This is a genomic window from Stenotrophomonas sp. Steno-C15 (assembly GCF_056393265.1).
This window is the reverse complement of sequence record NZ_JBWJPF010000004.1, coordinates 1-25,029: the sequence shown is the minus strand read 5'-3', so window position 1 is coordinate 25,029 and position 25,029 is coordinate 1. Positions and strand designations below refer to the sequence as shown.

Here is a 25,029-nt window from a genome sequence, read left to right as displayed (position 1 = left end):
CGCAGCCTTCGCCACGCATGAGCCTGATTCCGCCGCTGACCGAACGCCTGGACCGACTGTTGCCGCAGACGCAATGCGGGCAATGCGGCTATGACGGTTGCCGCCCCTATGCGCAGGCGATGGCGCGCGGCGAGGCGGGCGTGGACCGCTGCCCGCCGGGCGGCGATGCGGGCGCGCGTGCACTGGCCCAGGTAATGGGTGTGCCGGCACTGCCGTTTGATCGTACGCGCGGCGAACACAAGGCGCCGCAGGTTGCGGTGATCGTCGAGGCCGACTGCATCGGCTGCACCAAGTGCATCCAGGCCTGCCCGGTGGACGCGATTGTCGGCGGCGCGAAGTACATGCATACCGTGATCGCCGACCTGTGCACGGGCTGCGAGTTGTGCATTCCACCGTGTCCGGTGGACTGCATCGTGCTGCGGGAACGGTAGCGGTGCCAGCTCCCTTCCGGCAGGAAAGGGAGCTGACACCCGCCCGCCGTTACGGCACGGCCGCCGTCACCACGATCTCGACCTTCCACTCGGCGTGTGCCAGCTTGGCTTCGACCGTGGCACGGGCCGGGGTCGCACCCTCGACCACCCATTCGTCCCATGCTTTGTTCATGCCGTCGAAGTCGGCCATGTCGGCCAGGAACACTTCCGCGCGCAGCACATGCTGGCGATCACTGGCCACCAGTGCCAGCAGCTTGTCGATCTCGGCCAGCACCTGCCGGGTCTGTCCGGTGATGTCCTGGCTGGTGTCCTCCGGAATCTGGCCGGAGAGGTAGGCAACCTTGTTGTACACGGTCATTTCGGACATGCGCGGTCCGACGTCGTAACGCTCCATCATGGGCGTGGCTCCTGCGGGTGATCAGGCCTGCATTGTCCTCCAAACCGGCGGCGGGTGGGGCTCCTGCACCACCGCTGTTCAAATGCCTTCGAGAGGCGCACGATGCGCCACGCCCGCGTTGACACCGCCCTCGCCCTCCCTGCCGCACCCTTGCGCCGATGACCGTCCCTTCCGATCCCGCAACCGCTCCGTCCATCCCGGTCTGGAAGCGGCTGCTTACCATCTTCGTTCCCCTGCTGATCCTGGCCCTGGCCCTGCATGGCCTGGCCGGCGAGTTCGACGAACATGGCTACCGCGCCATCCGCCAGGCGTTCCATGCACTCAGCGCAACGCAGATCGCACTGACCGTGACGCTGGGCCTGGCCAGTTATGCCTGCCTGATCGGCTTCGATGCCATCGGCCTGCGACGCAGCGGCATCCGCGTGCATCCCGCGCGCATCGGCATCACCGCGTTTCTCGCCCACACCCTGGGCCAGACCGTCGGCTTTGCGGCCTTGACCGGCGGCGCGGTGCGCCTGCGGGGCTATCGCGGTGCCGGGCTGGATCTGGCCCAGATCGGCCAGGTCGTGCTGATGAGCACGCTCGGTTTCATGTTCGGTGCATGGCTGTTGATCGGCCTGGCGTTATGCCTGGAACCCTCAGCGGCGGCGCTGGCGCTGCCGTTGGATTCCGGCGCCGTGCGCGCGGTCGGCATTGCCGCCCTGCTCGCCTATCTGGCCACGGTGCTGCTGGTCGGCCGCAGCGGACGCCAGTTCCGTGTGTTCGGCCACGCCCTGTGGCTGCCCGACCGGCTGACCATGCTCGGCGTCACCGCGCTCAGCGTGATCGAACTGGTGCTGGCCAGCGCAGCGTTCTACGTGCTGCTTCCGGACTCCACGCCCACCGGGCTTCCCGGCTTCGTCGGCCTGTACCTGGTGGCGGTGCTGGCAGGCCTGGTCTCGACCGTTCCGGCCGGCCTGGGCGTGTTCGAGTGGAGCCTGCTCAAGCTGCTGCCGCAGGTGGCACCGGCGGCGGTGCTGGCGGCCGCGCTGATCTACCGCGTCACCTACTACGTCCTGCCGCTGCTGCTGGCCACCGTGCTCGCGCTTGCGCCTGCACTGCGGCGACCGCTGCGGGCCAGCGCCGGCGCCACCCGCGCCGGCTGGAACGCGCTGCGCCCCTGGCTGCCGCAGATCATCGCGCTGGCGGCTTTCAGCATCGGCGCCGCCCTGGTCATCGATGGCACCTTGCCGACCCCGCGTCGCCATCTGCTCAATGCATCGCTGCCGATCCTGGAAACATCGCACCTGATCGGCAGTCTTGGCGGTGTCGCCCTGCTGCTGATCGGCCAGGGCCTGGCCCGGCGCAGCCACGCCGCTTGGATGCTGGCGATGGCGGTCTGCGTGATCACGCCGCTGCCGCTGTGGCTGCGCGGCGGTCAACCGTTGATCGCGGTATCGGCCGTACTGGTCGCGATGGCACTGTGGGCCGCACGCCGTGAGTTCTACCGCCAGGGTGCGCTGCTGGATGAGGCGTGGTCGTGGCCATGGTTGCGCAACCTGGGGCTGGTCCTGGTCGCGGTCACCTGGCTGCTGTTCTTCACGTACAGCCATGTCGAGTACCAGAACGAACTCTGGTGGCAGTTCGCACTGTCCGGCAACGCACCGCGTGCGCTGCGTGCGCTGCTGGTGGTGGCCATCGCCCTGGTGATGTTCGGCCTCGCCCGCCTGCTGCACAGCACGCGCAGCCCGCTGCCGGCCGCTGACGAAGCCACGCTGCAGGCGTTGGCACCGGTGCTGGCCAGCGCCACCGACACCCAGGCCTGCCTGGTGCTGACCGCCGACAAGGCAGTGCTGCGCGACGATGCCCGGCAGGGCTTCGTGATGATGCAGCGCTACGGCGGCTCGTTGATCGCGATGGGTGATCCGGTCGGCCCGCCGGAGGTCGCACGTGCGTTGATCTGGCGTTTCCGTGAGGAAGCCGACCGCCTCGGCCTGCGCCCGGTGTTCTACCAGGTGGGCGAAGCCTACTGGCAAACCTATCTGGATCTCGGCCTGGGCCTGGTCAAGCTGGGCGAGGAAGCGATCGTGCCGCTGCACGACTTCGGTCTGGAAGGCCGCGAACGCGCCGACCTGCGCCAGGCATGGAACCGCGGCAAGCGCAGTGGCCTGTCGTTCCGGGTGGCGCCGGTGGAAGAGGTCCCCAGCCTGCTGCCACGCCTGCATGCGATCTCCAATGCCTGGCTGGAAGACAAGTCCGGTGACGAAAAAGGATTCTCGCTGGGCAGCTTCGATCCCGATTACCTGGTGCGGTTCCCGGTCGCGCTGGTCGAGGCCGAAGGTCGGATCGTCGCCTTCGCCAACCTGTGGCAGGCGCCAGCCGGTGCCGAGCTGTCGGTGGACCTGATGCGGCACGTCAGCGACGCGCCGAAAGGCACGATGGATTTCCTGTTCATCGAACTGTTCCTGTGGGGCCGGGCGCAGGGCCATGCGCGTTTCTCGCTGGGCATGGCGCCCCTGTCTGGGCTGGCCCAGCATCGCCTGGCGGGCCGCTGGAATCGTCTTGCCGGCCTGCTGGCACGGCATGGTGAGCGCTTCTATGGCTTCAGTGGCCTGCGCCGCTTCAAGTCGAAGTTCGATCCGCAGTGGCGCCCGCGCTACCTGGCGGCGCCCGGTGGCATGCACCTGCCGGCAGCCCTGCTGGACGCCACCCGCCTGATTTCGCTGGATCCACGCCGCGGCTGAGCCACCCGACCGCCGGGCATGGCCCGGCGCTGCTCCTGCAGGCGTGTGCTGATTACGCGCCGCCCTTGAGGATGACCTCGGCCAGACGATCGTAGTCGCCACCGAAATGGTGGTCGCCAGGCAACCGGATCCTGCGCACGCCCTCGTTCGCAGGCAGGTCCGGACACAGCGCGTCCTCATCCTTGTCGCCATAGACGCACAGGGTCTTGGCCGCCGGCAGCCTGGCCACTTCCGGCGCGATCGGCAGGCCATCGCCGCCACCGCCCAGCCAGTTGCTGACATGGAACTCGAAATCGGCCTTCCGCCCCACGGAGAGCAGCACGATGCGCTCGAGTGCTTCGCGGCTGCCGGCATCGAGCCGGTTGATGGTGGCCGGCAGCACGTCGGCGCCCTGCGAGAAGCCGATCAGCATCACCTTGTCGCGCCGCCATTGCTGGCGGTAGTGGTCGATGATCTTCTGCAGGTCAGCGGCAAACCCCTCCGGCGTGCGTTCGCTCCAGAAATAACGCAGCGAATCGATGCCCACCACGGCCACGCCGTGTTCGGCCAGCGACGAGGCCACGTCCTTGTCCAGTCCCGCCCAGCCGCCATCACCGGAGACGAAGATCGCCAGCGTATCGCCGTCACCGTGCGCGGGGACTTCCACCACGGGCAGGCCCTTCAACGCCGCCGGCGGCGGTGCCAGGCTGATGCCGGCCTGCGCACCGATCACCCGCGCGGCAGCCACCAGTCCCGGCGTGGCATCGCCGCGGGCGCTGCGCTTGAATCCGCGCGCCATCGCGACCTGCTGCACGAACGGACCCGCGCCCTGGCCCCTGCAGCCCACATCGCCGATGGCATTCAACCAGGGAAAGTTCAGTTCGGCCGGTTGCAGCCGCCCCTCCTTGACGCCGTCTCCGCAGACCATGCGTTCGTGGGCATGGTCGGGACAGAAGCCGGAGGTCAGCAGGCCGGCGAACACCTGGGTGTCGGCCTGTGCGGCCAGGCTGTAGGCCAGCTCGGCACCCTCACCATCGCCGCCGACCAGCGGCAGGTGATAACCCGGCAGGTGCAGGAACGCCTGCACCCAGCGCGAGAAATTCTCGACGTCGCCAGCACCGAACGAACAGGTGCTGTCGCCTTCGCGTTCAAGCACGCCCCGCAGGTGCGCCACATCCACCGCCGCCACCAGCGCACCGTCGGCACGCAGTGCTTCGATCGGCGCCAGGCTGGCAGCGCCATAGGGACCTTCGTGGAACCAGATCACCACCCGCTGCGGCACTCCCGCCGGCAGATGCACCGGCACCTGCTCGAATCGGCCATGGCTGACCTGCTGCACGGATGCCGCGGCCACCGCCGGCAACGCCGCCAGCGCCATCACCAGTCCCATCGCCCTGCCCAACCCTGCACGCGTCATGTCGCAACCCCAGTGGAATGCGCACACGATACGCCGCCACCGCGTGCACGACACGTACCGGTCACGGCCGTTCGCCGGGCCCGCGGCCAGGGTTCAGGCGCGTGTGCGCGCCAGACCGCGCCGGTACAGGGTGACGGCCAGCCAGAGCAGCCAGCCGACGATCACGGCGATCACCAGCTTCTGCCCCAGCCCGCGCGGCGGCCCGTCACGCCAGAGCACATGCAGCCACAGCAACGCGAAGGCCAGCCAGGCCCAGCCCCACAGCAAGGCAGCACTGCGCTGCCAGCCCGGCTCGCGACGCAGGTACCACGCCTGCAGCAGCATGCCGACGCTGGCACACAGGAAGGCCGTGTTGGCAGCCACGCCATGCACCAGCGGCGCGAGCAGCGGCGTCGCCTGCGGCAGCCAGCTGTCGCCGATGGCGACCGTCGCCAGGCCCAGGGCGGACACGGTGAACAGCAGCGGCGCGGCCGCGCTGCGGCGGGGCCCCACGCTGTGACGATAGAGCGCGATACCGAGCGCGGCGATCGCCACCGCCAGCAGGCAGTAAGCGGCGCGCAGCGCCAGACCCCAGGGACCGTGCAGGTACAGGCTCAGGGTCGCGCGCATCCAATCCAGATCAGCGCGCGCGAACTGCGTCCACAGGGCCGTCGCCACGAACAACAGGAGCGCCACCAGGGCCAGCAGCGCAGCCGGACGCGCTCCGGTCATGGCGTGGCCTCCGGGTGGCGCGCCTTCCATTCGGCCAACGCCTTGCGGTAACGCTGCAGCTCTTCGGCATACAGATCGAGTACGCACAGCGGGCAGCCGCTGCCGCAGCACTCGTTGGGACCAGGTTCTTCCGGTGCGGTCGGCCGGGGATCAGGATCGGGAACGGACACGGTGGGCGGCGCTACCTTGCAGATGCAGGCCGCCAGTGTAACTGCCCCGCTCAGGTGTCCAGCCGGCGGCGCAGGTTCGCGCGTGCCGCGGCATCCAGGCGCTGGTGGAAGAAGTCGCTGAGGAAGATCCGCGGTGCGCGCAGCAATCCCTGCAGGAAGCGGCGGCGGCCGGCGCGGTACAGGAAACCCGGGACCACCCCCTGGTACTCCTCGGCCACACCACGATCGTAGGCATCGAACACCGGTGCAGGCGCGCCCAGGATCGCCATGTCGCAATCCAGGAACAGCGCCGCTTCGACGTCGACATCCGCAGGACCGAGTTCGCCATGACGGGCAGTCAGCAGGATCAGCTGCTCGACGCGGGCGGCGTCGATTCCCGCCAGCGCAGGCTCCTGCGCGATGGCCTGCACGGCCAGTGCCGCCGAGCGTGCCTCGTTGTCCTTGCGCCCCGCCTCGTAGACCGCATCGTGGTAAAGCGCGGCCAGAAAGACCTCGGCGGGCTGCCGCCAACCCGGTCCATCGGCGACGTCCTGGCAGTGCTGCAGCACCGCGCGCACGTGGCCGAAGTGATGGTACGCGCGTGGCGGCGTGGCATATCGGTCCTGCAACGCCTGCCACTGCGCCGGATCGAGCGGGATCGGGGCGAAGTCCATGCCGGCATGATCCCGCCAGACGCCCCGGCCAGCAAGCTGGACAATAATTCACCACGCACTCACAGCCGCCGTCCGGCAAGGGCGGAGCACAGTTGTCCACAGCTTTGCCGAGCGCTGGTCCACATCGCCTGTGGATGACCGCGCCGCCGACCGGCGGTCGATGCACGGGCGCACGGGCAGGACTACACTCGGCGGCAGGCGGATGCGCCCGCCGCTGCCGGGAATTGCCATGCAACGTCCTGCCACCCGATTCCTGCTGCTCGCCCTGCTCGCGCTGGCAGCGCCGGCCGCCGTCGCCCTGGACGGTCCTGCCGCCGCACCGGCCGCTCAGTACCGCCCCGCCCCAGCGAGCGTGCCGACCGCAGACGAAGTGCTGGCGATTCCGCCGGCGCTGCGCGCGATGCTGACCCGACAGGTGATCGCGCGCAGCCACTCGCGCGACCAGCGCCTGCAGGCCCTGGTGGAGATGATCTTTGATCGGCAAGGACTGGATCTGCAGTACGACGCCGACGCGACCTATACCGTCGGCGAAGTCTGGCAGTACCGCCGCGCCAACTGCCTGGCATTCACGCTGCTGTTCGTGTCGCTGGCACGCGAGGCCGGCATCCAGGCCCGGGTGCAGGAAGTCGGCAGCGTGGTGTCCTGGTATCAGGAGCAGGACCAGGGCGTGGTCTACAGCGTCGGCCACGTCAATGCCGGGGTCGACGTCGGCGGCCGCTTCGGCACGGTCGATCTGGACCGCAACGTGCTGTACGACCGCCACGGCCCGCAGCCGATCGACCGTGCCCGTGCGTTGGCGCACTTCTACAACAATCGTGGCGCCGAACGCATGGCCAGCGACGATCTGGATGGTGCCCGGGTGTTCTTCGATGCAGCGGTCGCGCAGGACGCGCGATTCGCACCGGCCTGGAACAACCTGGGCGTGCTGGACAACCGGAAGGGAGACACCGCCGGCGCACGTCGTGCGCTGGAAATGGCACTCCGCCTGGACGGCCGTCAGGATGCGGCACTGAACAACGCCAGTGCGCTCTACCGGCGGTTGGGCCTGGTGGCAGCAGCGCAGCAGCTGGAGCGCCGCCTGCGCGCCGTACAGCGCGAGGATCCGTTTGCCCAGTACATGCTCGGGGCCCGCGCCGAACGCGCGGGCGACCTGGCGGAGGCCATCCGCTGCTACCGCCGGGCCGTGCGCCTGTACGATGCCGCACACCAGTTCCATTTCGGCCTGGCGAGGGTGTACTTCCTCGCCGGCCAGCTGGCCCGCGCCGACAAGGAACTGACACGGGCCCAGGAACTCGGCGGGGCGCCGCAGCAGGCCCGCTACCAGGCCAAGCTGGACAGCCTGGCCCGCTGGCGGGCGCAGCAGCAGGCCAGGCGCTGAGGGCCGGTCAGGCCTTCTTGAGGAAGCAGGTTTTCAGCACCAGGCCCTTGATCTTGTCCGAGTTGCCTTCGATGTGCTCCGCATCGTCCTCGACCAGCCGGATGTTGCGGATCACCGTGCCCTGCTTGAGCGGAATCGAGGAGCCCTTGACCTTCAGGTCCTTGATCACGGTAACGGTGTCGCCGGCCTGCAGGGTGTTGCCGTTGCTGTCACGCACGACCAGCGCCTGCCCCGCGCCCTCCTCGGCGGTCCATTCGAAGCCGCAATCGGCGCAGATCCACAGCGCGCCATCGGCATAGGTGTTTTCCAGGGTGCACTGCGGACAAGCGGGAACGGACGACATTGCAAGTACCTCAAAATGAATCAACGGCCGCCATTGTAACCGCCCGCTCTTTTCACCCGTTCTCCCGCGGCCGCTCCCCCTGCCCGCCCGAGATGGCCGGCAGGCGCTTGCAGCGGACCGCAAACTGCAGCAGAGTGCGCGGCCCTTGTCCGTCCCTGGAATTCCGCATGCGCCTCGGCATCGACTTCGGTACCAGCAATTCTGCCGCCGCCATCGTGCACGAGGGTCGCCTGTTGCCGATCCGCTTCGGCGATGCCGAACAGTTCCGCACCAGCGTCTACTTCCCAGGCGTGGTACCCGATCCGGACGACTTCCAGCCCGATGCCAGCCAACAGCATGCGCTGGAGCAGATGATCGACAGCGCGGCGCGTGCCGCCCGCGCTGCCGGCCAGGAGCGCCCGCCGCAGGCACTGCGCCGCGAAGCATTGCGCGCACTGCGCCGCGAATGGATGGAAGCCCGTGCCCGCGAAGCGCGCAGCGCCAGCGACCTGCTGCAGAACGCGATCTACGGCGATGACGCGCTGGAAGCCTATTTCGAGGAGCATGAAGGCAACCTCGTGCAGAGCCCCAAGTCGATGCTCGGCTACAACCTGCACCCGCGCGCGAAGCAGACCATCACCGGCATTGCCGCGCATATCCTTGAGCACATCCGCCTGACCGCCAGCGCGCAGCTCGGCCGGCCGCTGCGCACCGCCCTGCTCGGCCGCCCCGTGCAGTTCCGCAGCTCGATCGGCGAGGCCGGCAACGCGCAGGCGCTGGACATCCTGCGCGAGGCGGCGGCGCAGGCCGGCTTCGACCGCATCGATTTCCTGGAAGAACCTGCCGCAGCGGCGATGCACTATCACGCCGGAAGCGCGACACGGCACCAGGCCGTGATCGTCGACATCGGCGGTGGCACGACCGACATCGCCCATGCCGAAGTGGGGGGACCAGTACCCCCGCATATCCACCGTGCCTGGGGCATCGCCCGTGGCGGCACCGACATCGACCTGGCCCTGAGCCTGTCCAGCTACATGCCGCTGTTCGGTCGTGGCATCACCCGCGTGCCCGCCCACCACTACGTGGAAGCCGCCACCGTGCAGGACATGACCCGCCAGCGCGACTTCCGCCAGCACAACTACGATGCGGTCGACGCACCCTGGGGCCCGCGCCTGCAGGCACTGCAGGACACCGGCAACACCGCGCGCCTGTACCGTGATGTCGAGCGCGCCAAGATCGCCCTGAGCAGTTCTGCCACGCACCGCAGCACGCTGGACTACATCGGCCGCGACCTGCACGCCGACAGCAGTGCCGAGGGCCTGGCCAGTGCGGCCCATGGCTACCTGGAACAGATCCGCACGCTGCTCGCCCAGGTGCGCAGCGACATCGGCGGCGACCCGGACGCGGTGTTCCTGACCGGTGGCATGTCCCGTGCGGGTTACCTGCGCCAGGCCGTGGCGGAGGCGTTTCCGGGTGCCCGGATGGTCTACGGGGAGCCTTCACTCGGGGTGGTACAAGGCCTGGCGCTGGCCGCAGCCAGCCGGGATTAACAAAACGTTACGCAGGGTTTGCTACCCTCGGTAGGCTTGATCCACAGCTGTACCTTCCATCGGCCCTGCCGGTGTGTGTTCCGGGTGCAGCGCGGCCCGCCACGCGGGTCTTGCGGCCGTGCCTTCCTGGCTCGTTCATGGCCGCGCATCACCCGAGCCGCCATCGAGACCCGCTTTGGGCACCCGCCAGGCCCCTGTGGCCTTACAACCTGACGCCGCACCTGCACCCATCGACTGCCGCCGTTGTGACGCGGTCTGTTGCCGGCTGCCGGTACTGCTGCAGCCCGGCGACCACGTGCCCGGCCAGTTCCTCGCGCGCGACGCCCACGGCCGGGCCGTGATGGCGCGCAACGAGGAAGGCTGGTGCGCGGCGATCGATCCCTATCACCTGCGCTGCACGATCTATTCGCAGCGCCCGGCGATCTGCCGCCAGTTTTCGATGGGCGGCGATGACTGCCGCCGCGAGCGGCAGGATTACCTGCGCCAGGCCGATGCCTGTGCGCTTTCCTCCCCTTCCACCTGACAGGAGCAACCATGCCCCGCAAGGCAAAGACCCCCGCGAAGGCTAACAACAGCATCCGTAGCGAACGCAAGGGTGCAGCCGCCAGTACTGTGGTCAGCAGCGACTCGATCGCGTCTGACCTGGCCGCGTTCCGCAAGGCCGGTGGCAAGATCGAAGTGCTGGGTACGACCTGGGCGCTGAAGAAAGCCAGCTGACCCTCCCTGACCGCGGCGGCGCTGCCGCCGCGGCCTGCCGGTCGATGCTCAGCGGTCCAGTCGGACCCGCACGCTGCCCGAATGCGACTGGATGCGGATATCGCCGTCACCGCCCCCCAGCCGCGTGTCGAGATTGCTGCCCGGCCCATAACGCGGCCGCTCCACCGTGCCGGCATCACTGTTGATCGAGCCGCTGAAGCTGTTCACCGACAGCTGCGCCGATACGGTCCGCGGCAACCGCAGATTGACCGATGCGCTCACCGATTCGACGTTGATGCGCCCCCCCGGCGCCAGACCGGCAGCGGCCAGTTCGATGCTGCCTGACACCGTCTCCACCGCCAGGCGCTGGATGCGCCCCGCATCGACATCCACGCGTCCGGAGACGGTCTGCGCACCGATGTCGCCGGACACGCCTCCCCCCGCGTCAATGCGGCCGCTGACGGTGTTCACGTCCAGCCGCGGCGTCTGCAGGCGGGCAGTGACGCTGCCGCTGACCGTGTTGAGCTTGGTGTCGCCGCTGCGGCCTGCCGCGGACAGGCTGCCGCTGACCGTATCGGCCTGCAGCCGACGCACATCGATGCCACTGATGTCCTGGCTCGCACTGACGGTGCTGAGCAGCAGTTCCGCCGAGCGTGGCACGTTCAACACCAGGGTGGCCCCGCCATTGTTGCTGCGGCGTGGATATTCCACCTCCCACCGCACGCGGTTGGCACTCTTCTCCTGACGCAGCTGCAGGCCGTCGCTGAGGCTGCCGGTGAGCTGGACCTCGTTGCGGTCCCAGCCGCGCACGGTGACCTTGCCGGCCACGTTGCTCAGTTCAATCCGGCCACCGGTGGCGAGTGCATGGCGTTCGTCGACGCGCGTGTCGGCCAGTGCCACAGCCGGTACCAGCAGCAGCGCGGCGCAGCAGAAAAGAAGGGGTCGCATCATGGGTCTCCTCAGGTTGTCAGTCCGGCGGCGGCCTGCGCCGCCTGCCGGGTCAGTTCCAGCCGCAGCGCATAGGTGCGCTTGAGCTGTCCAAGCAGGTGCGGCGCACGTGGATCCTGCGCCATCGCCGCGCGGATCTGCTCCGCGCTGCGGTCGAGTTCGTGCAGGGCCGGTTGCCACTCCGCTGCCCCGCCCTGCGGCAGGGAGGCCACCGCCTGCTGGTACTGCTCGGTCATCGCTGCGGCCTGCAGCTGCAGCCCGGAAGGCGCCGGCGTGGCCTGCGGCGGCTGCCACCACGGTGCCACCGCGTAGACCGCCAGGCTGGCGGCCAGCGCCGCGCCCACCGGCAGCCACCAGCGCCGTCGCGGACCCGGCGTCATCGCCACCACCTTGCCTGCTGCCGGGAGCGGTCCGGGGGCGGACCCGCGCGGTGGCAGGCTGGCCGACAGCCGCGCCCAGCCGTCCTCCGGAACGCTGCGCTCGCGGGGCAAGGCGCGCAGGCGCGCGAGCAGATCGTGGTCGTAGTCGGGGTCGTTCATCGTCATGTCATGTCTCCCAGCCGTGCACGCAGCAAGCCACGCGCACGATGCAACTGTGCCTTGGAACTGCCGACAGCCATCTGCAGCTGCTCGGCGATTTCCTGGTGTTTCCAGCCTTCGATGTCGTGCAGCACCAGCACCGCCCGCGCCCGTGGGGGCAGCGTCGCCAGCGCACGTTCCAGGTCGCGCTCCGTGCCGGCGCAGCGGTCATGCACGGCCAGCTCCGGTACACCACCGTCCACGTCATCCAGGCTGTCGTGATCGTGTCCTCCCGCCCGGCCGCGCAGTTCCATCAGCGCGGCATTGACCCCGAGACGATGCAGCCAGGTCGACAGGCTGCTTTCGAAACGGAACCCGGGCAGTGCCTTCCACGCCTGCAGGAACGCTTCCTGCAGCGCATCCTCCGCCCGTGCCTGCTGGCCGCCACACAGCCTCCACAGCACGGCGAACACCCGTGGCGCATGGCGTCGATACAGCAGTTCGTAGGCCGCTGTATCGCCACCGGCTGCCGCCCGTACCAGGGCGGGTTCGTCGACGGCGTCGGAGGCAGCAGGCGGTGCGGGCATGGTGGTGTCGAGCATAGTCCTTGGATGCGCCAGTCCCGCAGAAGGTTTAGATCGGATTCCTGCCAGGCACGATGCAACCTTTTCGGCGGCCGCTGCATCCATGGAGGGTCCTTCGTGAAATACCGTCCGGGAGCCCGCCATGTCCAGCCCATCGTGTGCCGCCCTGCTGGCCGTCGCTGCCTGCGTCGCGCTGCAGGTGCTTGGCCTGTCGCTGCAGCTCCACCCCGAGCGCGGCCGGGCCTGCCTGCAGCAGCAGCGCCAGGAGCTGGTGTGCCTGGCGTGGAGGCCGATGGTCGAATCGCCGGCACGTGCCGGGTAACATCGGCGACCACCACCGCTACCTGCTGTCGCCCCATGATGTTGTCGCTGAAGGATCACCTGCCGGCCTGGACCCATCCCTGGCTGCACAACATGGGCATCGCCCTGCAGATCGCGCTCGTCCTGCTGGCCGCCTGGCTGCTGCGGCTGCTGGCGCGCCGCCTGATCCGCCGCTTCGCCGACCACTACACCCTGCCGCCGGAAATGGTGATGGGCGCGCGCCGCATCACCAGTTTCGTGGTCTATTTCAGTGCACTGCTGTACATCCTGAGCCTGCTGGGGGCCTCACCGGCAGTGCTGTGGACGGCATTCACGGGCTTTGCAGCCGTCGGTGCGGTGGCCTTCTTCGCGGCCTGGAGCGTGCTCTCCAACATCTTCTGCACGCTGCTGATCTTCACTACCCGCCCGTTCCGCCTGCATGACTACATCGAGGTGCTGGAGAACGGCGAGAAGCCCGGACTGAAGGGCCGGGTGATCGATGTGAACCTGATCTACACCACGTTGCAGGAGACCGGCGAAGGCCACGAAGGCACGGTGCTGCAGCTGCCGAACAACCTGTTCTTCCAGCGCACCGTACGCCGCTGGCGCGATCCGGCACAGGCGCCGGGCGGCATCCAGGGCGACGGTTGAGCCGCCCACATCAACGCAGCTGGCTGTCTTTGCTGCCGCGACGGTTGTAGCTGCTGTGCGCCTGCTCTTCCTCATCGTGCGCCTGCTGGCAGGCCACGCACAGCCGTACGCCGGGCACGGCGTTGCGCCGCGCCAACGGAATCGGTGCGTCGCATTCCTCGCAGTGCTCCAGACCCGGGCCCTGGCGCAGCTGGCGCCGCGCGCGGGCAATCGCATCGTCTACCGTCGCGTCGATCTGGTCCTGGACCGCGCCATCTCCCGCCCAACCGGTAGCCATGTCCGTCCTCCGCAGGTGTGTGGCCTGATATGGGGACGATACACCCACGGAAAAGGCCGGGCAGTGCCCCGCCCGGCCCGTGCTTCAGCTACCTGTCTGCCCGTGGGGACGCCTGCGGCAGCGGCTTACCAGACCAGATCGTCAGGAATCTGGAACTGCGCGTAGTAGGCATCATCTTCGGCGTTGCCTGTGGAGATCTCCTCCGTCGAGCCCGGCTGCCCGTGGTCGACCACGATGGCTTCCGGCGCGCGCTCGCGCACCTTTTCCGCCGCAGCACGGGGCAGCAACGCGTAACCCTCGCCCTGGGCGACGATGACCAGCACGCCCACCGACAGCGCCTTGCGCAGCTTGGGGTCGATCAGCAGGGTGCGGATCGTGCTGCCATCGCTGAAGCGATACTCGTCCTCGCCCTTATGCGGCACGGCATGGGCAGCGATGATCTGCTTTGCCTGCGCCTTCTGCTCGGCCAGCCTGGCCTGTGCGTTGCGCTCGGCGGCCAGGGCACGATCACGCTCGATCTTCTCGGCGCGGGCGCGTTCAGCCTCACGCTGGACCTCGGCCGAAGTCGATTCAGCCTTGCCCTGGCGCGCCTTGGCCTGTTCGCGTGCGGCGGCGCTGGCCTGCGACTTCTTGGCCAGGCCGGCCTTGAGCAATTGTTCCTGCAGCGCGTTGGGCTTTGCCATGGTCGGTGCGTACCGCGTGTAATCTTGGATGCCCCCATTCTACCGACGCCCCGCCGCCCCTGCATGGCAGTCCTGAAGTACCTCACCGGTTATCCCGAACCCCTGGTCGCCCAGGTCAGCGAACTGCTGGCGCAGGGCCGGCTCGGCCCGTGGCTGCAGCAGCGCTATCCCGAGCCCCATGAGGTGCGCAGCGACCGCCAGCTCTACGACTACACCCAGGAGCTGAAAGACCGCTACCTGCGCAAGTCGGTACCGCTCAACAAGGTCTGCTACGACAACACGCTGGAAGTGATCAAGCATGCATTGGGCACGCATACCGCCATTTCCCGCGTGCATGGCAGCCGCCTCAAGGCCAGCCGTGAGATCCGCATCGCCACGGTGTTCCGGCAGGCGCCGGCCGCCTTCCTGCGCATGATCGTGGTGCACGAGCTGGCGCATCTGAAGGAAGCCGACCACAACAAGGCCTTCTACCAGCTCTGCCAGCACATAGAGCCCGATTACCTGCAGCTGGAATTCGACACCCGCCTGTACCTGACCGAGCTGGCCAACCGCAGCCAGCGCTGACCGCGCGCAGGGGCTACACTGCGCGGCCCCCGCCCGACCTGCCCGCCCATGGAACCGATACGCCTCGACAAACGCTTGTCCGCCCTGCTCGGCATCCCGCGCGGCGAAGCGCGGCGCTACATTGAAGGTGGCTGGGTCACGGTCGATGGCGAGGTGGTCGAACAGCCACAGCGCCCGGTCGATGACACTGCGGTGATCGTGGTCGATGAACAGGCCAATGACAGCAAGGCCGAGCGCGTGGGCATGCTGCTGCACAAGCCGGCTGGTGCTGCCGCCGAAACCCTGTGTGCGCTGGTCAGCAGCAACAGCCACAGCGCTCTGGACGCCAGCGGCATCCGGCCACTGCAGCGCCATTTCCACGGGTTGCAGCTGGCTGCGTCCCTGCCCGCGGCAGACAGCGGCCTGGTCGTGGTCAGCCAGGACCCGGCCACGCTGGCCCACCTGCAGCGCAATCTCGGCCGCACCGAACAGGAGTATCTGGTCGAAGTGGCAGAAGGCGGGCCGGAACGGGGCCCCTGGCTGCTGGCCCGGCTGCAGCAGGAGTCGGGCGGGGCCAAGGTGAGCTGGCAGAGCGAGCAGCGGCTGCGCTTCGCCGGCAAGGGGCTGACGGCCAAGGGCCTGAAGACCGCGGTGGCTGCCGCCGGCCTGCAGGTCACCGCCCTGCGCCGCCTGCGCATCGGCCGGGTGGCACTGGGCCCGCTGCCGCCGGGACAGTGGCGCTACGTGGGCAGCGACGAACGGTTCTGACGCGCGCCGCCGCGCGGCACGCCGATCCACTAGCATGGGGCCATGAGCCCGCCTGCGCCTGTGTGGCGACGCCTGTTGCGCGTCGTTGCGATCATCTTCGCCATCCTTCTGCTGCTGGTCCTGTCCGGACTGCTGCTGGCCGACCACCTGACGCCACAGGCGCACGGTGAGCCGTCGCACGTACTGCCGCTGCAACCGGCGCAGACCCGCATCGACCAGCAGGTCGTGCCGCTGCAGGAGGCGCACCCCGGGCAATCCGGCGTGGCCTTCCTCGGCGATGGCATGGATGCATTCGCGGCGCGCGCGATGATCACCGCGCAGGCCGGGCGCAGTCTGGACCTGCAGTACTACATCTGGCACGACGACCTGATCGGTCACCTGATGGCCAGAGCGCTGCATGACGCCGCCGAGCGCGGGGTGCGCGTGCGCATCCTGCTCGACGACATGAATGCCAAGGACAAGGACGCGCTGATGATGGCGCTGGACCGGCATCCGAACATCGAGATCCGGCTCTACAATCCGTTCCGCAACCGCAGCGGCATCCTGCGCATGGTGGAGATGGTGCAGCGCTTCTTCAGCGTGAACCACCGCATGCACAACAAGAGCTGGATCGCCGATGGCCGTGTCGCCATCGTCGGTGGCCGCAACATCGGCGAGGAGTATTTCAGCGCGCGCACGGATGTGAACTTCCAGGACCTGGACCTGCTGGTCGCCGGCCCTGCCGTTGCACAGGCGAACCGGATATTCGACGACTACTGGAACAGCCCGGCGGCGATTCCGGTCTCCGCGCTGGCCTTCCATACCGACGCGCAGCTTCGCCTTCTGGTGCGTGAGTCCGACCATGAAGCGCAGCGCGATGCTGCCCGGCCCTATCTTGCGCGCGTGGCCGAATCACGCCATCGGCAGCGTCCCAGCCCCGAGCCGCTGCACTGGAGCAGCACCGTGCGCATCGTCTCGGATCCGCCGATGAAACACCGCAACGACGACCGCGGCAGCTGGCTCGTTACCGGGCTGATCGGTGAACTGGAGTCCGCGCGCAGCAAGGCCTTGTTGATTTCGCCCTACTTCGTGCCGGGCAACGAGGGCCTGGACGGGCTCTCGGCAATGGCGTCGCGCGGCGTGCACGTGGGCATAGTGACCAACTCCCTTGCCGCCAACGACGTTGCGGCCGTGCACGGCGGCTACATGGGCTACCGCATGCCCCTGCTGAACGCCGGCGTGCACCTGTATGAGCTGAAGGCACAGGGCCAGGCGGGCGATGCAGGCCTGTTCGGCAGCAGCGGGGCCAGCCTGCACACCAAGGCCTTCCTGGTGGACGACCACCGTGGCTTTGTCGGTTCCTTCAACCTCGACCCGCGCTCGGCCTATCTCAACACCGAAATGGGGGTGCTGTTCGACGACCCCGTGCTGGGCGCGCAGCTGCGCGACGAGTACCTGCGCCTGGCCGACGCCAGGCACAGCTGGTGGCTGGCAGTGGACAACCGCGATCGGCTGCGCTGGCTGGAGCGTGAGCCTCCGCCGCGCTGGGTGGAGGACGAGCCAGGTGCTACGCGGCGCCAGCGCTGGCTGTCGCGGATCATCAGCTGGCTGCCGGTGGAATCGCAGCTGTAGCGCTCAGTGTGCCCTGGCCTCGCCTTCATGCGGGGCGTCGTCCAGTGTTTCCACGCTGCGACCATGCAGGCGCCGCCAGATCCAGCGCAACGCATGGGGCGGTGCCGACGGCAGCTGCTCCAGCAGGGCCAGCATGCGGCCCTGGGTGGCGTGGCCATGCCGGCACAGCAGGCTCGCCGCCGCCGCTGCGCTGCCCAGCCGCAGGCTGTCGGACAGAGGGCCCGAGGCGTCGGCCGCCAGGGTCTGGTGCACCGGGTCGGGCAGCTCCCAGGCGGCGGCCACCCGCTGTGCCAGCGGCAACGACCACTGCTGCAGCAGCTGCAGGGCCAGGGCCGGCTGCACGTCCTCGCCGCGCGCCTGGGCTTCCTGCAGCAGCTGGCGCATCACCAGCGCCGCACCGAGTCCCTGCACCAGGCCCAGCCACTGCGCAGCGAAGGCATCGCCGGAGTTCACGCTGCGTGCGTGGTCGGCAGCAGCACGCGATGCCAGCAGGGCGTGCTCCCAGGTGATCGTGCTGAACTGCGGGAACCGCTCGCACTGAACCTGCATCACCGGCTGCACCAGCACCGCACTGATGATCTGCCGCACGCCTTCCGTGCCGACCAGGGTCACCGCCCGCTGCAGGCTCTCGACCGGGCGTTCGTGCACCTTGTACGCGGGACTGTTGGCGATGCGTAGCAGGTTGCCCGTGAGTACCGGATCCTGGCCGATGATCGCCGCCATCACCCGTGCCGAGGCGGCATCATCGTTGACGGTCTGGATCAGCTGCGGCAGCAGCTGCGGCCGGCGCGGCAGCTGCCGCGTCGCCCAGTCGCGATCCTGCAGCGCGTCCGCCACCGCCTGTGCCAGTCCGGCGCTGGCGGCATCGACAGGGCCGGGCTCGCCCGCCAGTCGCGGGTACAGCGCCAGCGCGTGCAGGCCACGCTGCAGCTGCGCGGCGATCTCTCCCGGGGGCACTGGGTCTCCCTGCAGGCGGGCAGCCGCAGCGGCCACCGCCTGACGCGGCCCCGCCGACAGACGCGACGGCGCCGCGCCGGTCAGCGACGCAAGCCAGCCGCGTACCCTGCGTGCCCAGGCCAGCGTCACCGGCCGTGATCCTGTCGATGTCGTACTGCGCTCGCCATGGCCCGTCTCTGTCTCTTCACACGATCCGGCCACTGGCCATCGACGCAGCATCGGCCGCGCTTTCATCTTCTTTAACCCGCAGTGCCCGTCGACGTCGACGGCAGACACTCGGGGAATGGACTAGAATGACGCCGCGCGACCCGTCCCCCTGCACCGACGACGTCGCTTTTTTTGTTTTGGGACCCTACCGTTCACTGGTCGTTCGCTGCAGTTCGCCGCCGTTCGCACCATCGGAGACGCCATGCTATTCGAAACCCTCGCCACCACCGGCCACGAACAGGTGGTGTTCTGCCACAGCCATGACGCCGGCCTGAAGGCGATCATCGCCATCCACAACACCACCCTGGGCCCGGCCCTGGGCGGCGTGCGCATGCGTCCCTATGCCAGCACCGACGAAGCGCTGGCCGACGTGCTGCGGCTGAGCCGGACGATGACCTACAAGAATGCGCTGGCCGGCCTCAATGTCGGTGGCGGCAAGGCGGTGATCATCGGCGATCCGAAAGCGGACAAGACCGAAGTCCTGTTCCGCGCCTTCGGTCGCTATGTCGATTCGCTGGGTGGCCGCTACATCACCGCCGAAGACGTCGGTACCGACGTCAACGACATGGAGAACATCTACCTGGAAAGCCAGTTCGTGACCGGTGTCCACCAAGTGCATGGCGGCTCCGGAGATCCCGCACCGTTCACCGCCTACGGCGCGCTGCAGGCGTTGATGGCGTCGATGCGTTTCAAGTTCGGCCACGAGGAAGTGGGCAAGACCAGCATCGCAGTGCAGGGCCTGGGCCACATCGGCATGGAACTGGTCAAGCTGCTGCGCGACCGCGGCGCGAAGCTGTATGTCACCGACCTGGACGCGGCTCTGGTCGATCGCGCAGTCAGCGATTTCGGCGCCGAAGCAGTGAAGCCGGACGAGATCCACGAAGTGAATGCCGACGTCTTCGCGCCGTGCGCGCTGGAAGGCTCGATCAATGCCGACACCCTGCCGCGGATCAAGGCCAAGATCATCTGTGGCACCGCCAACAACCAGCTGTCCAGCCTGGAAATCGGCGATGAACTGCACGCGCGCGGCATCCTGTACGCACCCGATTACGCGGTCAATGCCGGTGGCGTGATGAACGTGTCGCTGGAGATCGATGGCTACAACCGCGAGCGCGCGATGCGCCTGATCCGCAGCATCTACCACAACCTGACACGCATCTTTGAACTGTCGCAGCGCGAGAACATCGCGCCGCAACGTGCGGCCGACCGAATCGCCGAGAGCCGCATCCTGTCGATCGGCAAGCTGAAGATGCCGCTGGGCCGCAGCACCCCGCGCCTGGGCAATCTGCGCGGCGGTTGACCGCCCCTGCCGGGCCTCGGCACGGCGCCCCTCCGGGCGCCGGCAACCCCATGATGGATCAGAACCCGGCGCTGTAACGCAGCGCCGCTTGCCGTGCGTCATCACCGCCGACACGCTGATCGATGCCCAGGCTCAGACGGCCACTCCGCCCCCACCACGACTCCAGCGCAAGCCCGAGCAGGGCGCTGCCACGCGGTGAGTCGGCACCGGGCAACGGTGCCCACGCGTCGACACCGACGAAGCTGGCCTGCCACTCCCCGGCGGCGCCCTGAAGGCGCTGCTGCCATTCGGCGTGCCCGCGCAGCGTCCAGCGTCCCCAGCCACGCTCGCCGCGCAGCCCCGCCAGCAGTTGACTGCGCTGCGCACGATTGGCTTCACCCCGCAGGCCGAAACCGAAGCCGCCGCGCTCGTTGAACGCCGCGGTATCCACCCGCGTGCCACTGGCACCGACATACGGTGTCAACGACGCGCCGACGGTGCCGAAGCGATAGCCGCTTTCGACACTGGCGCTGCTGAATCGACCGCCGTAGCGCGCGGAAACGCCGTAGGCACCTGCACCCAGCAGCAGCTGCCGGTCCAGTTCGCGGGTGAACCGCCCTGCGCCGAACTGCGCCAGTGCATAACCGCGCCCAACGCTCCAGCCGGCATACAGCTGCGCCTGCGCCTGGCGGTCCTGCCCGCGATCACCGTTGAAGGCACTGCCACCGTTGCTGCGTGTTTCACCGAACGCCATGCCCAGCAGGCCATGGCTGCCCAGCGGCACGTCCTGACCGGCCATCCAGCCCCGGCTGTCGGTGGCGCTGCCAGCGAAACTGCCCTGCCCTGCCTCGCCCAACGTGCTCTGCCAGGCACCGCGCAGCGCAGGCAGAGCCTGCACGCGATCGAAACGGGCGGCCACCGCGCGTCGCGACATGTCGATGCTGTCGAAGGTCGCCGCCTCGGCACGCGCGTGGGCCTTGCCGGACAGGCTCTCCAGCGTGGCCGCCAGGCCCGTGCTGCGCTGCAGGCCGGCCGCTGCACCACCGAATGGCGAATCCTGCAACGCGTGGTTGCCGTCCAGTTCGACGAACGCGCCTTCCAGCCGCGCCGCAGTTGTCTGCACACCGGCATCGAGCCCACGCGCAGCGGCGGTGACACTGATCCGGGTCAGGTTCAACCATGCGTTGTTGCTGTCATAGCCATAGCTGGTCTGCAGCAGGGCCAGCCCCTGCAGGCCACTGGATGTGGCCGCGGTGCTGAAGGTGCCGGTCAGGCCGGCTGCAGCATGGATCAGATCCTGCCGGGTACCGTCCTGCGGCACGTAGCCATCGACGAATCCGTGGACGTGCACGCCACCGTCCAGACGGGCGCTGCCGGTGACCTGCAGCGCGTTGGCCCCCAGCGCGATCATCAGCTGTGCGCCGGCCTGCTGAACGTAGTTGCCTTCGATGGTCGCCGTGGTGTTGGCAGTGGTCAGGAACACGCTGCTGCCGTTGGTCACATTGCCGACCACGCGGGGCGTGCCGCCATTGAACTGCAGGCCGCTGGATGATGGATCGGCCTGCGGCAGGATGCTCACGCCGGAACGGATCACGCCGCCGTCGCGCAGCGACAGCACACCGCCTTCGATGCGGGTGGCACCGCTGTAGCTGCTGTTGCCGGTCAACGCCAGCACGCCGGCGCCCTGCTTGACCAGGCCGCCACTGCCGACGATGTCGTTGCTCCAGACCGAACCGGTGGATGCTGCGTCGACATTGGCAATCACGTCGCCCCAGTCGAATCGTCCCGGCCCGTTGATGGCCCTGCCGATGTCGAGCAGCCCGTAGCCGAACACCGGGTCCACGCCGGCGGCGCCGATGTCCTTGGCCGTGCCGAGCAGGGTCTGCCGTACCAGGTTGTTGTCGAAGTACGGATACCGCTCCCACACCAGCGCGGCCGCGCCCGACACCAGAGGTGCGGCGAAGGACGTGCCGTAGTTCCAGAAGTAGCTGGTGCCCGCGTCATCCGGATAGACCGCGCTGCCCGGCGCCGCCAGACAGTAGCGCGCCGCCTGGCCGCAGGCATTGGCGTAACCGGCCAGCGTGTCCGGCGCGTAGGGATCGACGGCCGTGGCCACCAGCCAGCCGCGCTCCAGATCCGCAGCCGGTCGCGAGCCTGCCACGCCCGCCTGGCCCGGCAACGCCGCCAGGCTGCTGGGCTCGCTGCGCGCGTCGTTGCCCGCGGCGAACACCACCAGCCCGCCGTGATTGATGACGAAAGGCCGGTACTCGCCGGCGACCTGGGCGGTGGTGGGCAGGTCGGTCCAGTACAGACCGCCCCAGGAATTGTTCATCACCTTGACGTTGTAGCTGATCAGGTCGCGGTGCACCTGGGCCACTCCGAGGGTGCCGCTGAACGAATTGCCCTGGCCGCTGCCGTCGTCTGCCGGCGGCTTGTCGGAGATGATCCGCGCCGACACGATTTGCGCACCGGGCGCGATGCCGCCGGGCCAGCGCCCGACCGCTGCGCCCGCGGCCAGGCTGGCGACGGCAGTGCCATGGCCGACCACATCGTCCACGCCCAGATTGTTGCGGGCAGGGTCGATGTAGGTGAGGTTGGCCACTACCCGCCCGTTCAGCGCGGCGGCCGCGCGCTGCACGCCCGAATCGACGATGCCGATGCGCACGCCCCTGCCGGTGGCACCGGTGGCCTGCGCGGCACCCGCATGGGTGACCGACAGGTGCGCATCGAAGGCCGGCTCCAGCGGTTTGGGCGGGGGCGGCGTGGTCGGCGGCGGCGGTGCAGGCGGCGGCGTGGTGGGCGGCGGGTCAACGCGCACGTTGCCACCGCCACCTCCGCCCCCACACGCCGTCAGCGCCATCGCCAGCGCCGCTGCCAGGACCGACCGTGCCATCGTCGTGCGTTCCATCGATTCCATCCCATGAACGTTGGCCCGCCTTCATCCCGGCGGGCATGCGGCGCCATCCAGCGGCAGCCATCCCCGACCCTCTATACTTGGGCCGACCCCCACGCAGTCTGCCGGGAAACCGGAGCGCATCCAACGCCCCCGGTCTCCTTTCCGAACATTGCTTACGCATCAACGAGATTGCCATGTCCAACATCGTCATCGCCGCCGCCAAACGCACCGCCATCGGCTCCTTCCTCGGCCAGTTCAACGGTGTGCCGACCCCGACCCTCGGCGCGGCCGCCATCGCCGCAGCGCTGGAGCAGTCCGGTGTCCCGGCCAGCGACGTTTCCGAAGTCCTGATGGGCTGCGTGCTGCCGGCCAACCTTGGCCAGGCGCCCGCCCGCCAGGCCGCGATCGCCGCCGGCATCCCGCTGTCCGTCGGTGCCAGCACCCTCAACAAGGTGTGCGGCTCGGGCATGAAGACCATCATGCTCGGGCATGACCTGATCAAAGCCGGTTCGGCCAAGGTCGTGGTTGCCGGCGGCATGGAGTCGATGTCCAACGCGCCGCACCTGCTGCCCAACTCGCGCACCGGCAACCGCTTCGGCAACTTCCAGGCAGTGGACCACATGGCCCACGATGGCCTGGTCAACGCCTACGACGGCAAGGCCATGGGTGAATTCGCCGAGTGCGCCGTGGACAAGTACCAGTTCAGCCGCGAGGAGCAGGACGCCTACGCCATCGAATCGGTCAAGCGCGCGCAGGCGGCGCAGGCCAACGGTGCGTTCGCCGACGAGATCGTCGCGGTGAAGGTGGCCACCCGCAAGGGTGAGGTCGAGGTCGACACCGATGAACAGCCCGGCCGCTCGGACATCGCCAAGATTCCGACCCTGCGCCCGGCGTTCAAGAAGGACGGCAGCGTGACCGCTGCCAGCTCGTCCAGCATTTCCGACGGCGCCGCCGCCGTGGTGCTGCTGACCGAGGAAGACGCCAAGGCCCGCGGCATCACCCCGCTGGCACGCATCGTCGGCCACGCCACGCATTCGCAGGAGCCGGAGTGGTTCACCACCGCACCGATCGGCGCCATCCACGCATTGCTGCAGAAGACCGGCTGGTCGCTGGACCAGGTGGATCTGTTCGAAATCAACGAAGCCTTCGCCGTGGTGGCGATGGCCCCGATGCGCGAACTGGGCATTCCCCATGACAAGCTCAACGTGAATGGTGGGGCCTGCGCATTGGGGCATCCGATCGGCGCATCCGGGGCACGCCTGGTGGTGACCCTGGTCAACGCCCTGCGCACGCGCGGTGGCAAGCGCGGCATTGCCACCCTGTGCATCGGTGGTGGCGAGGCGACCGCAATTGCCATCGAATTGATTTAAAAAGGTTTAACTGCGATTTCGCAAAAATGAATGCGGGATCGCTTGACAGCCAAACGTGGCTTGTCATCATGTTGTCGGCGCGCAGTTGCGCGTTGCCTAATCTAACGACGAGGATTCACACAATGAGCATCAACAAGCTGCTGGTCGCGATGTCCCTGGCTCTGGCCCTGGCCGCCTGCTCGAAGCAGGAAGCTGCCCAGGACGCCGCTGCTTCGGCCAACGAAGCCGCCACCGAAGCCCAGGCTGCTGCCGATCAGGCCGCCGCTGCTGGCGCCCAGACCGCCGACGCTGCCCAGCAGGCCGCCGACACCGCCGCCACCGCTGCTGACGCTTCGGCTGACGCCGCTGCCCAGGCTGCTGGCGCCGCTACCGACGCTGCTGCTGAACAGGCCAAGGACGCTGCCAAGGCTGCCGAAGGCACCGCCGAGCAGGCCAAGGACGCTGCTGAAGAAGCCAAGAAGTAATAACTTCTTTCTTCACGCTGTTCTGGAAAAGCCGCTGGTTCGCCAGCGGCTTTTTCTTTGCATCGCGTTCCGCGACCCCGCCTTCACAAGGGCGTGAATAGGCTGGCGTCCCCATCCATTGCCGCAGTGCACTACCGGAGACCGCCATGAAGATCCGCTCGCTGACCCTGTCCCTGCTGGCCGCTTCGCTGCTGATCGGCCTGGCCGCCTGCAAGGGGCCGGAAGCCGAACAGGCCCGCCAGGATGCGCGGCAGGCTGCCGACAGCGCAGGCGCCGCCGCCCGTGACGCAGTCGACCAGGCCGCCGCAGCTACCCGCGAGGCCGCCGACAAGACGGCAGCTGCATCCGAGCAGGCGGCGGCCGATACCCAGCAGGCGCTGGACAAGGCGGCCGACGCTACCGCCAATGCTGCTGACCAGGCCAAGGTCGCCGCCACCGACGCCGCTGCACACGCCAGCGATGCGACCGCGGACGCCGCACAGAAGGTCGCCGACAAGGCGCGTGATGTCGCAAATGACGCGAAGGCGAACGCGGCCAAGGAAGAAG

Annotated in this window: 28 protein-coding genes; 15 read left to right on the top strand and 13 right to left on the bottom strand. The window is 68.6% G+C overall.

The features are described from left to right. Positions 1-17 precede the first annotated feature (17 nt). Positions 18-431: an Rnf electron transport complex subunit RnfB gene (gene rnfB, locus AC06FB_RS05015; protein ID WP_445394193.1), complete on the top strand. Its 414-nt coding sequence runs from the start codon at positions 18-20 to the stop codon at positions 429-431. A gap of 49 nt (positions 432-480) precedes the next feature. On the opposite strand, the gene AC06FB_RS05010 is transcribed toward rnfB, so the two are convergent. Further along, positions 481-828: a RidA family protein gene (locus tag AC06FB_RS05010; protein ID WP_049426796.1), complete on the bottom strand. Its 348-nt coding sequence runs from the start codon at positions 826-828 to the stop codon at positions 481-483. Positions 829-986: 158 nt separating this feature from the next. On the opposite strand from AC06FB_RS05010, the gene mprF reads away from it, so the two are divergent. Further along, positions 987-3,551: a bifunctional lysylphosphatidylglycerol flippase/synthetase MprF gene (gene mprF, locus AC06FB_RS05005; RefSeq protein WP_065174859.1), complete on the top strand. Its 2,565-nt coding sequence runs from the start codon at positions 987-989 to the stop codon at positions 3,549-3,551. 52 nt (positions 3,552-3,603) lie between these two features. Here the strand turns inward: mprF and AC06FB_RS05000 are convergent, their stop codons facing one another. The 4 genes from AC06FB_RS05000 to AC06FB_RS04985 all read right to left on the bottom strand — a co-directional run bounded on the left by AC06FB_RS05000 (position 3,604) and on the right by AC06FB_RS04985 (position 6,481). Beyond that, on the bottom strand, positions 3,604-4,947 hold the full coding sequence (locus AC06FB_RS05000; RefSeq protein WP_258012825.1) for a virulence factor family protein: 1,344 nt from the start codon (positions 4,945-4,947) through the stop codon (positions 3,604-3,606). A 93-nt stretch (positions 4,948-5,040) separates the two neighbouring features. After that, positions 5,041-5,658 carry a DUF998 domain-containing protein gene (locus AC06FB_RS04995; protein ID WP_053519940.1) on the bottom strand — a complete coding sequence of 206 codons (618 nt, stop codon included), beginning with the start codon at positions 5,656-5,658 and terminating at the stop codon, positions 5,041-5,043. After that, positions 5,655-5,828, bottom strand: coding sequence for an oxidoreductase-like domain-containing protein (locus tag AC06FB_RS04990; RefSeq protein ID WP_065174857.1), 174 nt, complete (start codon positions 5,826-5,828; stop codon positions 5,655-5,657). The genes AC06FB_RS04995 and AC06FB_RS04990 overlap by 4 nt, the downstream gene beginning before the upstream one ends. Before the next feature lie 50 nt (positions 5,829-5,878). Then, positions 5,879-6,481: an HD domain-containing protein gene (locus AC06FB_RS04985; protein ID WP_193396079.1), complete on the bottom strand. Its 603-nt coding sequence runs from the start codon at positions 6,479-6,481 to the stop codon at positions 5,879-5,881. Positions 6,482-6,710: 229 nt separating this feature from the next. Between AC06FB_RS04985 and AC06FB_RS04980 the strand changes: the two genes are divergently transcribed. Further along, positions 6,711-7,859 (top strand): tetratricopeptide repeat protein, encoded by a 1,149-nt coding sequence (locus AC06FB_RS04980; protein WP_065181978.1) that lies wholly within the window; start codon positions 6,711-6,713, stop codon positions 7,857-7,859. 7 nt (positions 7,860-7,866) lie between these two features. Here AC06FB_RS04980 and AC06FB_RS04975 read toward each other — a convergent pair whose 3' ends face one another. Further along, positions 7,867-8,202 (bottom strand): zinc ribbon domain-containing protein YjdM, encoded by a 336-nt coding sequence (locus tag AC06FB_RS04975; protein ID WP_053519938.1) that lies wholly within the window; start codon positions 8,200-8,202, stop codon positions 7,867-7,869. A gap of 167 nt (positions 8,203-8,369) precedes the next feature. On the opposite strand from AC06FB_RS04975, the gene AC06FB_RS04970 reads away from it, so the two are divergent. The 3 genes from AC06FB_RS04970 (at position 8,370) to AC06FB_RS04960 (ending at position 10,448) form a co-directional block, all read left to right on the top strand. After that, on the top strand, positions 8,370-9,731 hold the full coding sequence (locus tag AC06FB_RS04970; protein ID WP_197601116.1) for an Hsp70 family protein: 1,362 nt from the start codon (positions 8,370-8,372) through the stop codon (positions 9,729-9,731). Between the two features lie 229 nt (positions 9,732-9,960). Beyond that, complete coding sequence (locus AC06FB_RS04965) at positions 9,961-10,254, top strand: YkgJ family cysteine cluster protein (RefSeq protein ID WP_080375345.1); 294 nt, start codon at positions 9,961-9,963, stop codon at positions 10,252-10,254. 11 nt (positions 10,255-10,265) lie between these two features. After that, positions 10,266-10,448, top strand: coding sequence for a hypothetical protein (locus AC06FB_RS04960; RefSeq protein ID WP_053519936.1), 183 nt, complete (start codon positions 10,266-10,268; stop codon positions 10,446-10,448). A 48-nt stretch (positions 10,449-10,496) separates the two neighbouring features. On the opposite strand, the gene AC06FB_RS04955 is transcribed toward AC06FB_RS04960, so the two are convergent. From AC06FB_RS04955 to AC06FB_RS04945, 3 genes are read right to left on the bottom strand one after another with little or no spacing between them, the layout of a single operon-like run. Continuing rightward, entirely contained in the window at positions 10,497-11,378 is an 882-nt protein-coding gene (locus AC06FB_RS04955) for a DUF4097 family beta strand repeat-containing protein (protein ID WP_053519561.1), read from the bottom strand. 8 nt (positions 11,379-11,386) lie between these two features. Beyond that, complete coding sequence (locus AC06FB_RS04950; RefSeq protein WP_461289142.1) at positions 11,387-11,920, bottom strand: hypothetical protein; 534 nt, start codon at positions 11,918-11,920, stop codon at positions 11,387-11,389. Beyond that, positions 11,917-12,495, bottom strand: coding sequence for an RNA polymerase sigma factor (locus AC06FB_RS04945; protein WP_065174854.1), 579 nt, complete (start codon positions 12,493-12,495; stop codon positions 11,917-11,919). The genes AC06FB_RS04950 and AC06FB_RS04945 overlap by 4 nt, the downstream gene beginning before the upstream one ends. A gap of 124 nt (positions 12,496-12,619) precedes the next feature. Between AC06FB_RS04945 and AC06FB_RS04940 the strand changes: the two genes are divergently transcribed. Together AC06FB_RS04940 and AC06FB_RS04935 are read left to right on the top strand one after the other, a co-directional pair. Continuing rightward, positions 12,620-12,799: a hypothetical protein gene (locus tag AC06FB_RS04940; RefSeq protein ID WP_053519558.1), complete on the top strand. Its 180-nt coding sequence runs from the start codon at positions 12,620-12,622 to the stop codon at positions 12,797-12,799. Between the two features lie 35 nt (positions 12,800-12,834). Continuing rightward, positions 12,835-13,428, top strand: coding sequence for a mechanosensitive ion channel family protein (locus tag AC06FB_RS04935; RefSeq protein ID WP_080375333.1), 594 nt, complete (start codon positions 12,835-12,837; stop codon positions 13,426-13,428). 10 nt (positions 13,429-13,438) lie between these two features. Here AC06FB_RS04935 and AC06FB_RS04930 read toward each other — a convergent pair whose 3' ends face one another. Beyond that, positions 13,439-13,705 (bottom strand): DksA/TraR family C4-type zinc finger protein, encoded by a 267-nt coding sequence (locus tag AC06FB_RS04930; protein WP_053519557.1) that lies wholly within the window; start codon positions 13,703-13,705, stop codon positions 13,439-13,441. A gap of 125 nt (positions 13,706-13,830) precedes the next feature. Further along, positions 13,831-14,388, bottom strand: a complete 558-nt coding sequence (locus tag AC06FB_RS04925) for a DUF2058 domain-containing protein (protein WP_053519556.1) — start codon at positions 14,386-14,388, stop codon at positions 13,831-13,833. A 63-nt stretch (positions 14,389-14,451) separates the two neighbouring features. On the opposite strand from AC06FB_RS04925, the gene AC06FB_RS04920 reads away from it, so the two are divergent. From AC06FB_RS04920 to AC06FB_RS04910, 3 genes are read left to right on the top strand one after another with little or no spacing between them, the layout of a single operon-like run. Continuing rightward, complete coding sequence (locus tag AC06FB_RS04920; protein ID WP_461289141.1) at positions 14,452-14,952, top strand: M48 metallopeptidase family protein; 501 nt, start codon at positions 14,452-14,454, stop codon at positions 14,950-14,952. A 48-nt stretch (positions 14,953-15,000) separates the two neighbouring features. Further along, positions 15,001-15,699, top strand: coding sequence for an RNA pseudouridine synthase (locus AC06FB_RS04915; RefSeq protein ID WP_065181817.1), 699 nt, complete (start codon positions 15,001-15,003; stop codon positions 15,697-15,699). Between the two features lie 42 nt (positions 15,700-15,741). Next, the gene (locus tag AC06FB_RS04910; protein ID WP_461289140.1) at positions 15,742-17,310 is read left to right on the top strand and encodes a phospholipase D family protein; all 1,569 of its coding nucleotides are present in this window, start codon (positions 15,742-15,744) and stop codon (positions 17,308-17,310) included. Positions 17,311-17,313: 3 nt separating this feature from the next. Here the strand turns inward: AC06FB_RS04910 and AC06FB_RS04905 are convergent, their stop codons facing one another. Further along, the gene (locus tag AC06FB_RS04905; RefSeq protein ID WP_065181815.1) at positions 17,314-18,396 is read right to left on the bottom strand and encodes an HDOD domain-containing protein; all 1,083 of its coding nucleotides are present in this window, start codon (positions 18,394-18,396) and stop codon (positions 17,314-17,316) included. Between the two features lie 280 nt (positions 18,397-18,676). On the opposite strand from AC06FB_RS04905, the gene AC06FB_RS04900 reads away from it, so the two are divergent. After that, a complete protein-coding gene (locus tag AC06FB_RS04900) occupies positions 18,677-19,774 on the top strand; it encodes a Glu/Leu/Phe/Val dehydrogenase dimerization domain-containing protein (RefSeq protein WP_053519551.1) in 1,098 nt (365 codons plus the stop codon). Between the two features lie 58 nt (positions 19,775-19,832). On the opposite strand, the gene AC06FB_RS04895 is transcribed toward AC06FB_RS04900, so the two are convergent. After that, on the bottom strand, positions 19,833-22,661 hold the full coding sequence (locus AC06FB_RS04895) for a S8 family serine peptidase (protein WP_461289139.1): 2,829 nt from the start codon (positions 22,659-22,661) through the stop codon (positions 19,833-19,835). A gap of 182 nt (positions 22,662-22,843) precedes the next feature. Here AC06FB_RS04895 and AC06FB_RS04890 point away from each other — a divergent pair, with 182 nt between their 5' ends. The 3 genes from AC06FB_RS04890 to AC06FB_RS04880 all read left to right on the top strand — a co-directional run. Further along, positions 22,844-24,019: a thiolase family protein gene (locus AC06FB_RS04890; protein WP_053519550.1), complete on the top strand. Its 1,176-nt coding sequence runs from the start codon at positions 22,844-22,846 to the stop codon at positions 24,017-24,019. Between the two features lie 122 nt (positions 24,020-24,141). Next, a complete protein-coding gene (locus AC06FB_RS04885) occupies positions 24,142-24,483 on the top strand; it encodes a hypothetical protein (protein WP_053519549.1) in 342 nt (113 codons plus the stop codon). 146 nt (positions 24,484-24,629) lie between these two features. Then, on the top strand, positions 24,630-25,029 hold a 400-nt coding region (locus AC06FB_RS04880), incomplete at its 3' end, for a hypothetical protein (RefSeq protein ID WP_478053432.1).

Bases quoted from the DNA above. Each gene is read 5' to 3' on its own strand.
- rnfB (WP_445394193.1), top strand. From the start codon at position 18: ATGAGCCTGATTCCGCCGCTGACCGAACGCCTGGACCGACTGTTGCCG.
- AC06FB_RS05010 (WP_049426796.1), bottom strand. From the start codon at position 828: ATGATGGAGCGTTACGACGTCGGACCGCGCATGTCCGAAATGACCGTG.
- mprF (WP_065174859.1), top strand. From the start codon at position 987: ATGACCGTCCCTTCCGATCCCGCAACCGCTCCGTCCATCCCGGTCTGG.
- AC06FB_RS05000 (WP_258012825.1), bottom strand. From the start codon at position 4,947: ATGACGCGTGCAGGGTTGGGCAGGGCGATGGGACTGGTGATGGCGCTG.
- AC06FB_RS04995 (WP_053519940.1), bottom strand. From the start codon at position 5,658: ATGACCGGAGCGCGTCCGGCTGCGCTGCTGGCCCTGGTGGCGCTCCTG.
- AC06FB_RS04985 (WP_193396079.1), bottom strand. From the start codon at position 6,481: ATGGACTTCGCCCCGATCCCGCTCGATCCGGCGCAGTGGCAGGCGTTG.
- AC06FB_RS04980 (WP_065181978.1), top strand. From the start codon at position 6,711: ATGCAACGTCCTGCCACCCGATTCCTGCTGCTCGCCCTGCTCGCGCTG.
- AC06FB_RS04975 (WP_053519938.1), bottom strand. From the start codon at position 8,202: ATGTCGTCCGTTCCCGCTTGTCCGCAGTGCACCCTGGAAAACACCTAT.
- AC06FB_RS04970 (WP_197601116.1), top strand. From the start codon at position 8,370: ATGCGCCTCGGCATCGACTTCGGTACCAGCAATTCTGCCGCCGCCATC.
- AC06FB_RS04960 (WP_053519936.1), top strand. From the start codon at position 10,266: ATGCCCCGCAAGGCAAAGACCCCCGCGAAGGCTAACAACAGCATCCGT.
- AC06FB_RS04955 (WP_053519561.1), bottom strand. From the start codon at position 11,378: ATGATGCGACCCCTTCTTTTCTGCTGCGCCGCGCTGCTGCTGGTACCG.
- AC06FB_RS04950 (WP_461289142.1), bottom strand. From the start codon at position 11,920: ATGACGATGAACGACCCCGACTACGACCACGATCTGCTCGCGCGCCTG.
- AC06FB_RS04945 (WP_065174854.1), bottom strand. From the start codon at position 12,495: ATGCTCGACACCACCATGCCCGCACCGCCTGCTGCCTCCGACGCCGTC.
- AC06FB_RS04940 (WP_053519558.1), top strand. From the start codon at position 12,620: ATGTCCAGCCCATCGTGTGCCGCCCTGCTGGCCGTCGCTGCCTGCGTC.
- AC06FB_RS04935 (WP_080375333.1), top strand. From the start codon at position 12,835: ATGATGTTGTCGCTGAAGGATCACCTGCCGGCCTGGACCCATCCCTGG.
- AC06FB_RS04930 (WP_053519557.1), bottom strand. From the start codon at position 13,705: ATGGCTACCGGTTGGGCGGGAGATGGCGCGGTCCAGGACCAGATCGAC.
- AC06FB_RS04925 (WP_053519556.1), bottom strand. From the start codon at position 14,388: ATGGCAAAGCCCAACGCGCTGCAGGAACAATTGCTCAAGGCCGGCCTG.
- AC06FB_RS04920 (WP_461289141.1), top strand. From the start codon at position 14,452: ATGGCAGTCCTGAAGTACCTCACCGGTTATCCCGAACCCCTGGTCGCC.
- AC06FB_RS04915 (WP_065181817.1), top strand. From the start codon at position 15,001: ATGGAACCGATACGCCTCGACAAACGCTTGTCCGCCCTGCTCGGCATC.
- AC06FB_RS04910 (WP_461289140.1), top strand. From the start codon at position 15,742: ATGAGCCCGCCTGCGCCTGTGTGGCGACGCCTGTTGCGCGTCGTTGCG.
- AC06FB_RS04900 (WP_053519551.1), top strand. From the start codon at position 18,677: ATGCTATTCGAAACCCTCGCCACCACCGGCCACGAACAGGTGGTGTTC.
- AC06FB_RS04895 (WP_461289139.1), bottom strand. From the start codon at position 22,661: ATGGAACGCACGACGATGGCACGGTCGGTCCTGGCAGCGGCGCTGGCG.
- AC06FB_RS04890 (WP_053519550.1), top strand. From the start codon at position 22,844: ATGTCCAACATCGTCATCGCCGCCGCCAAACGCACCGCCATCGGCTCC.
- AC06FB_RS04885 (WP_053519549.1), top strand. From the start codon at position 24,142: ATGAGCATCAACAAGCTGCTGGTCGCGATGTCCCTGGCTCTGGCCCTG.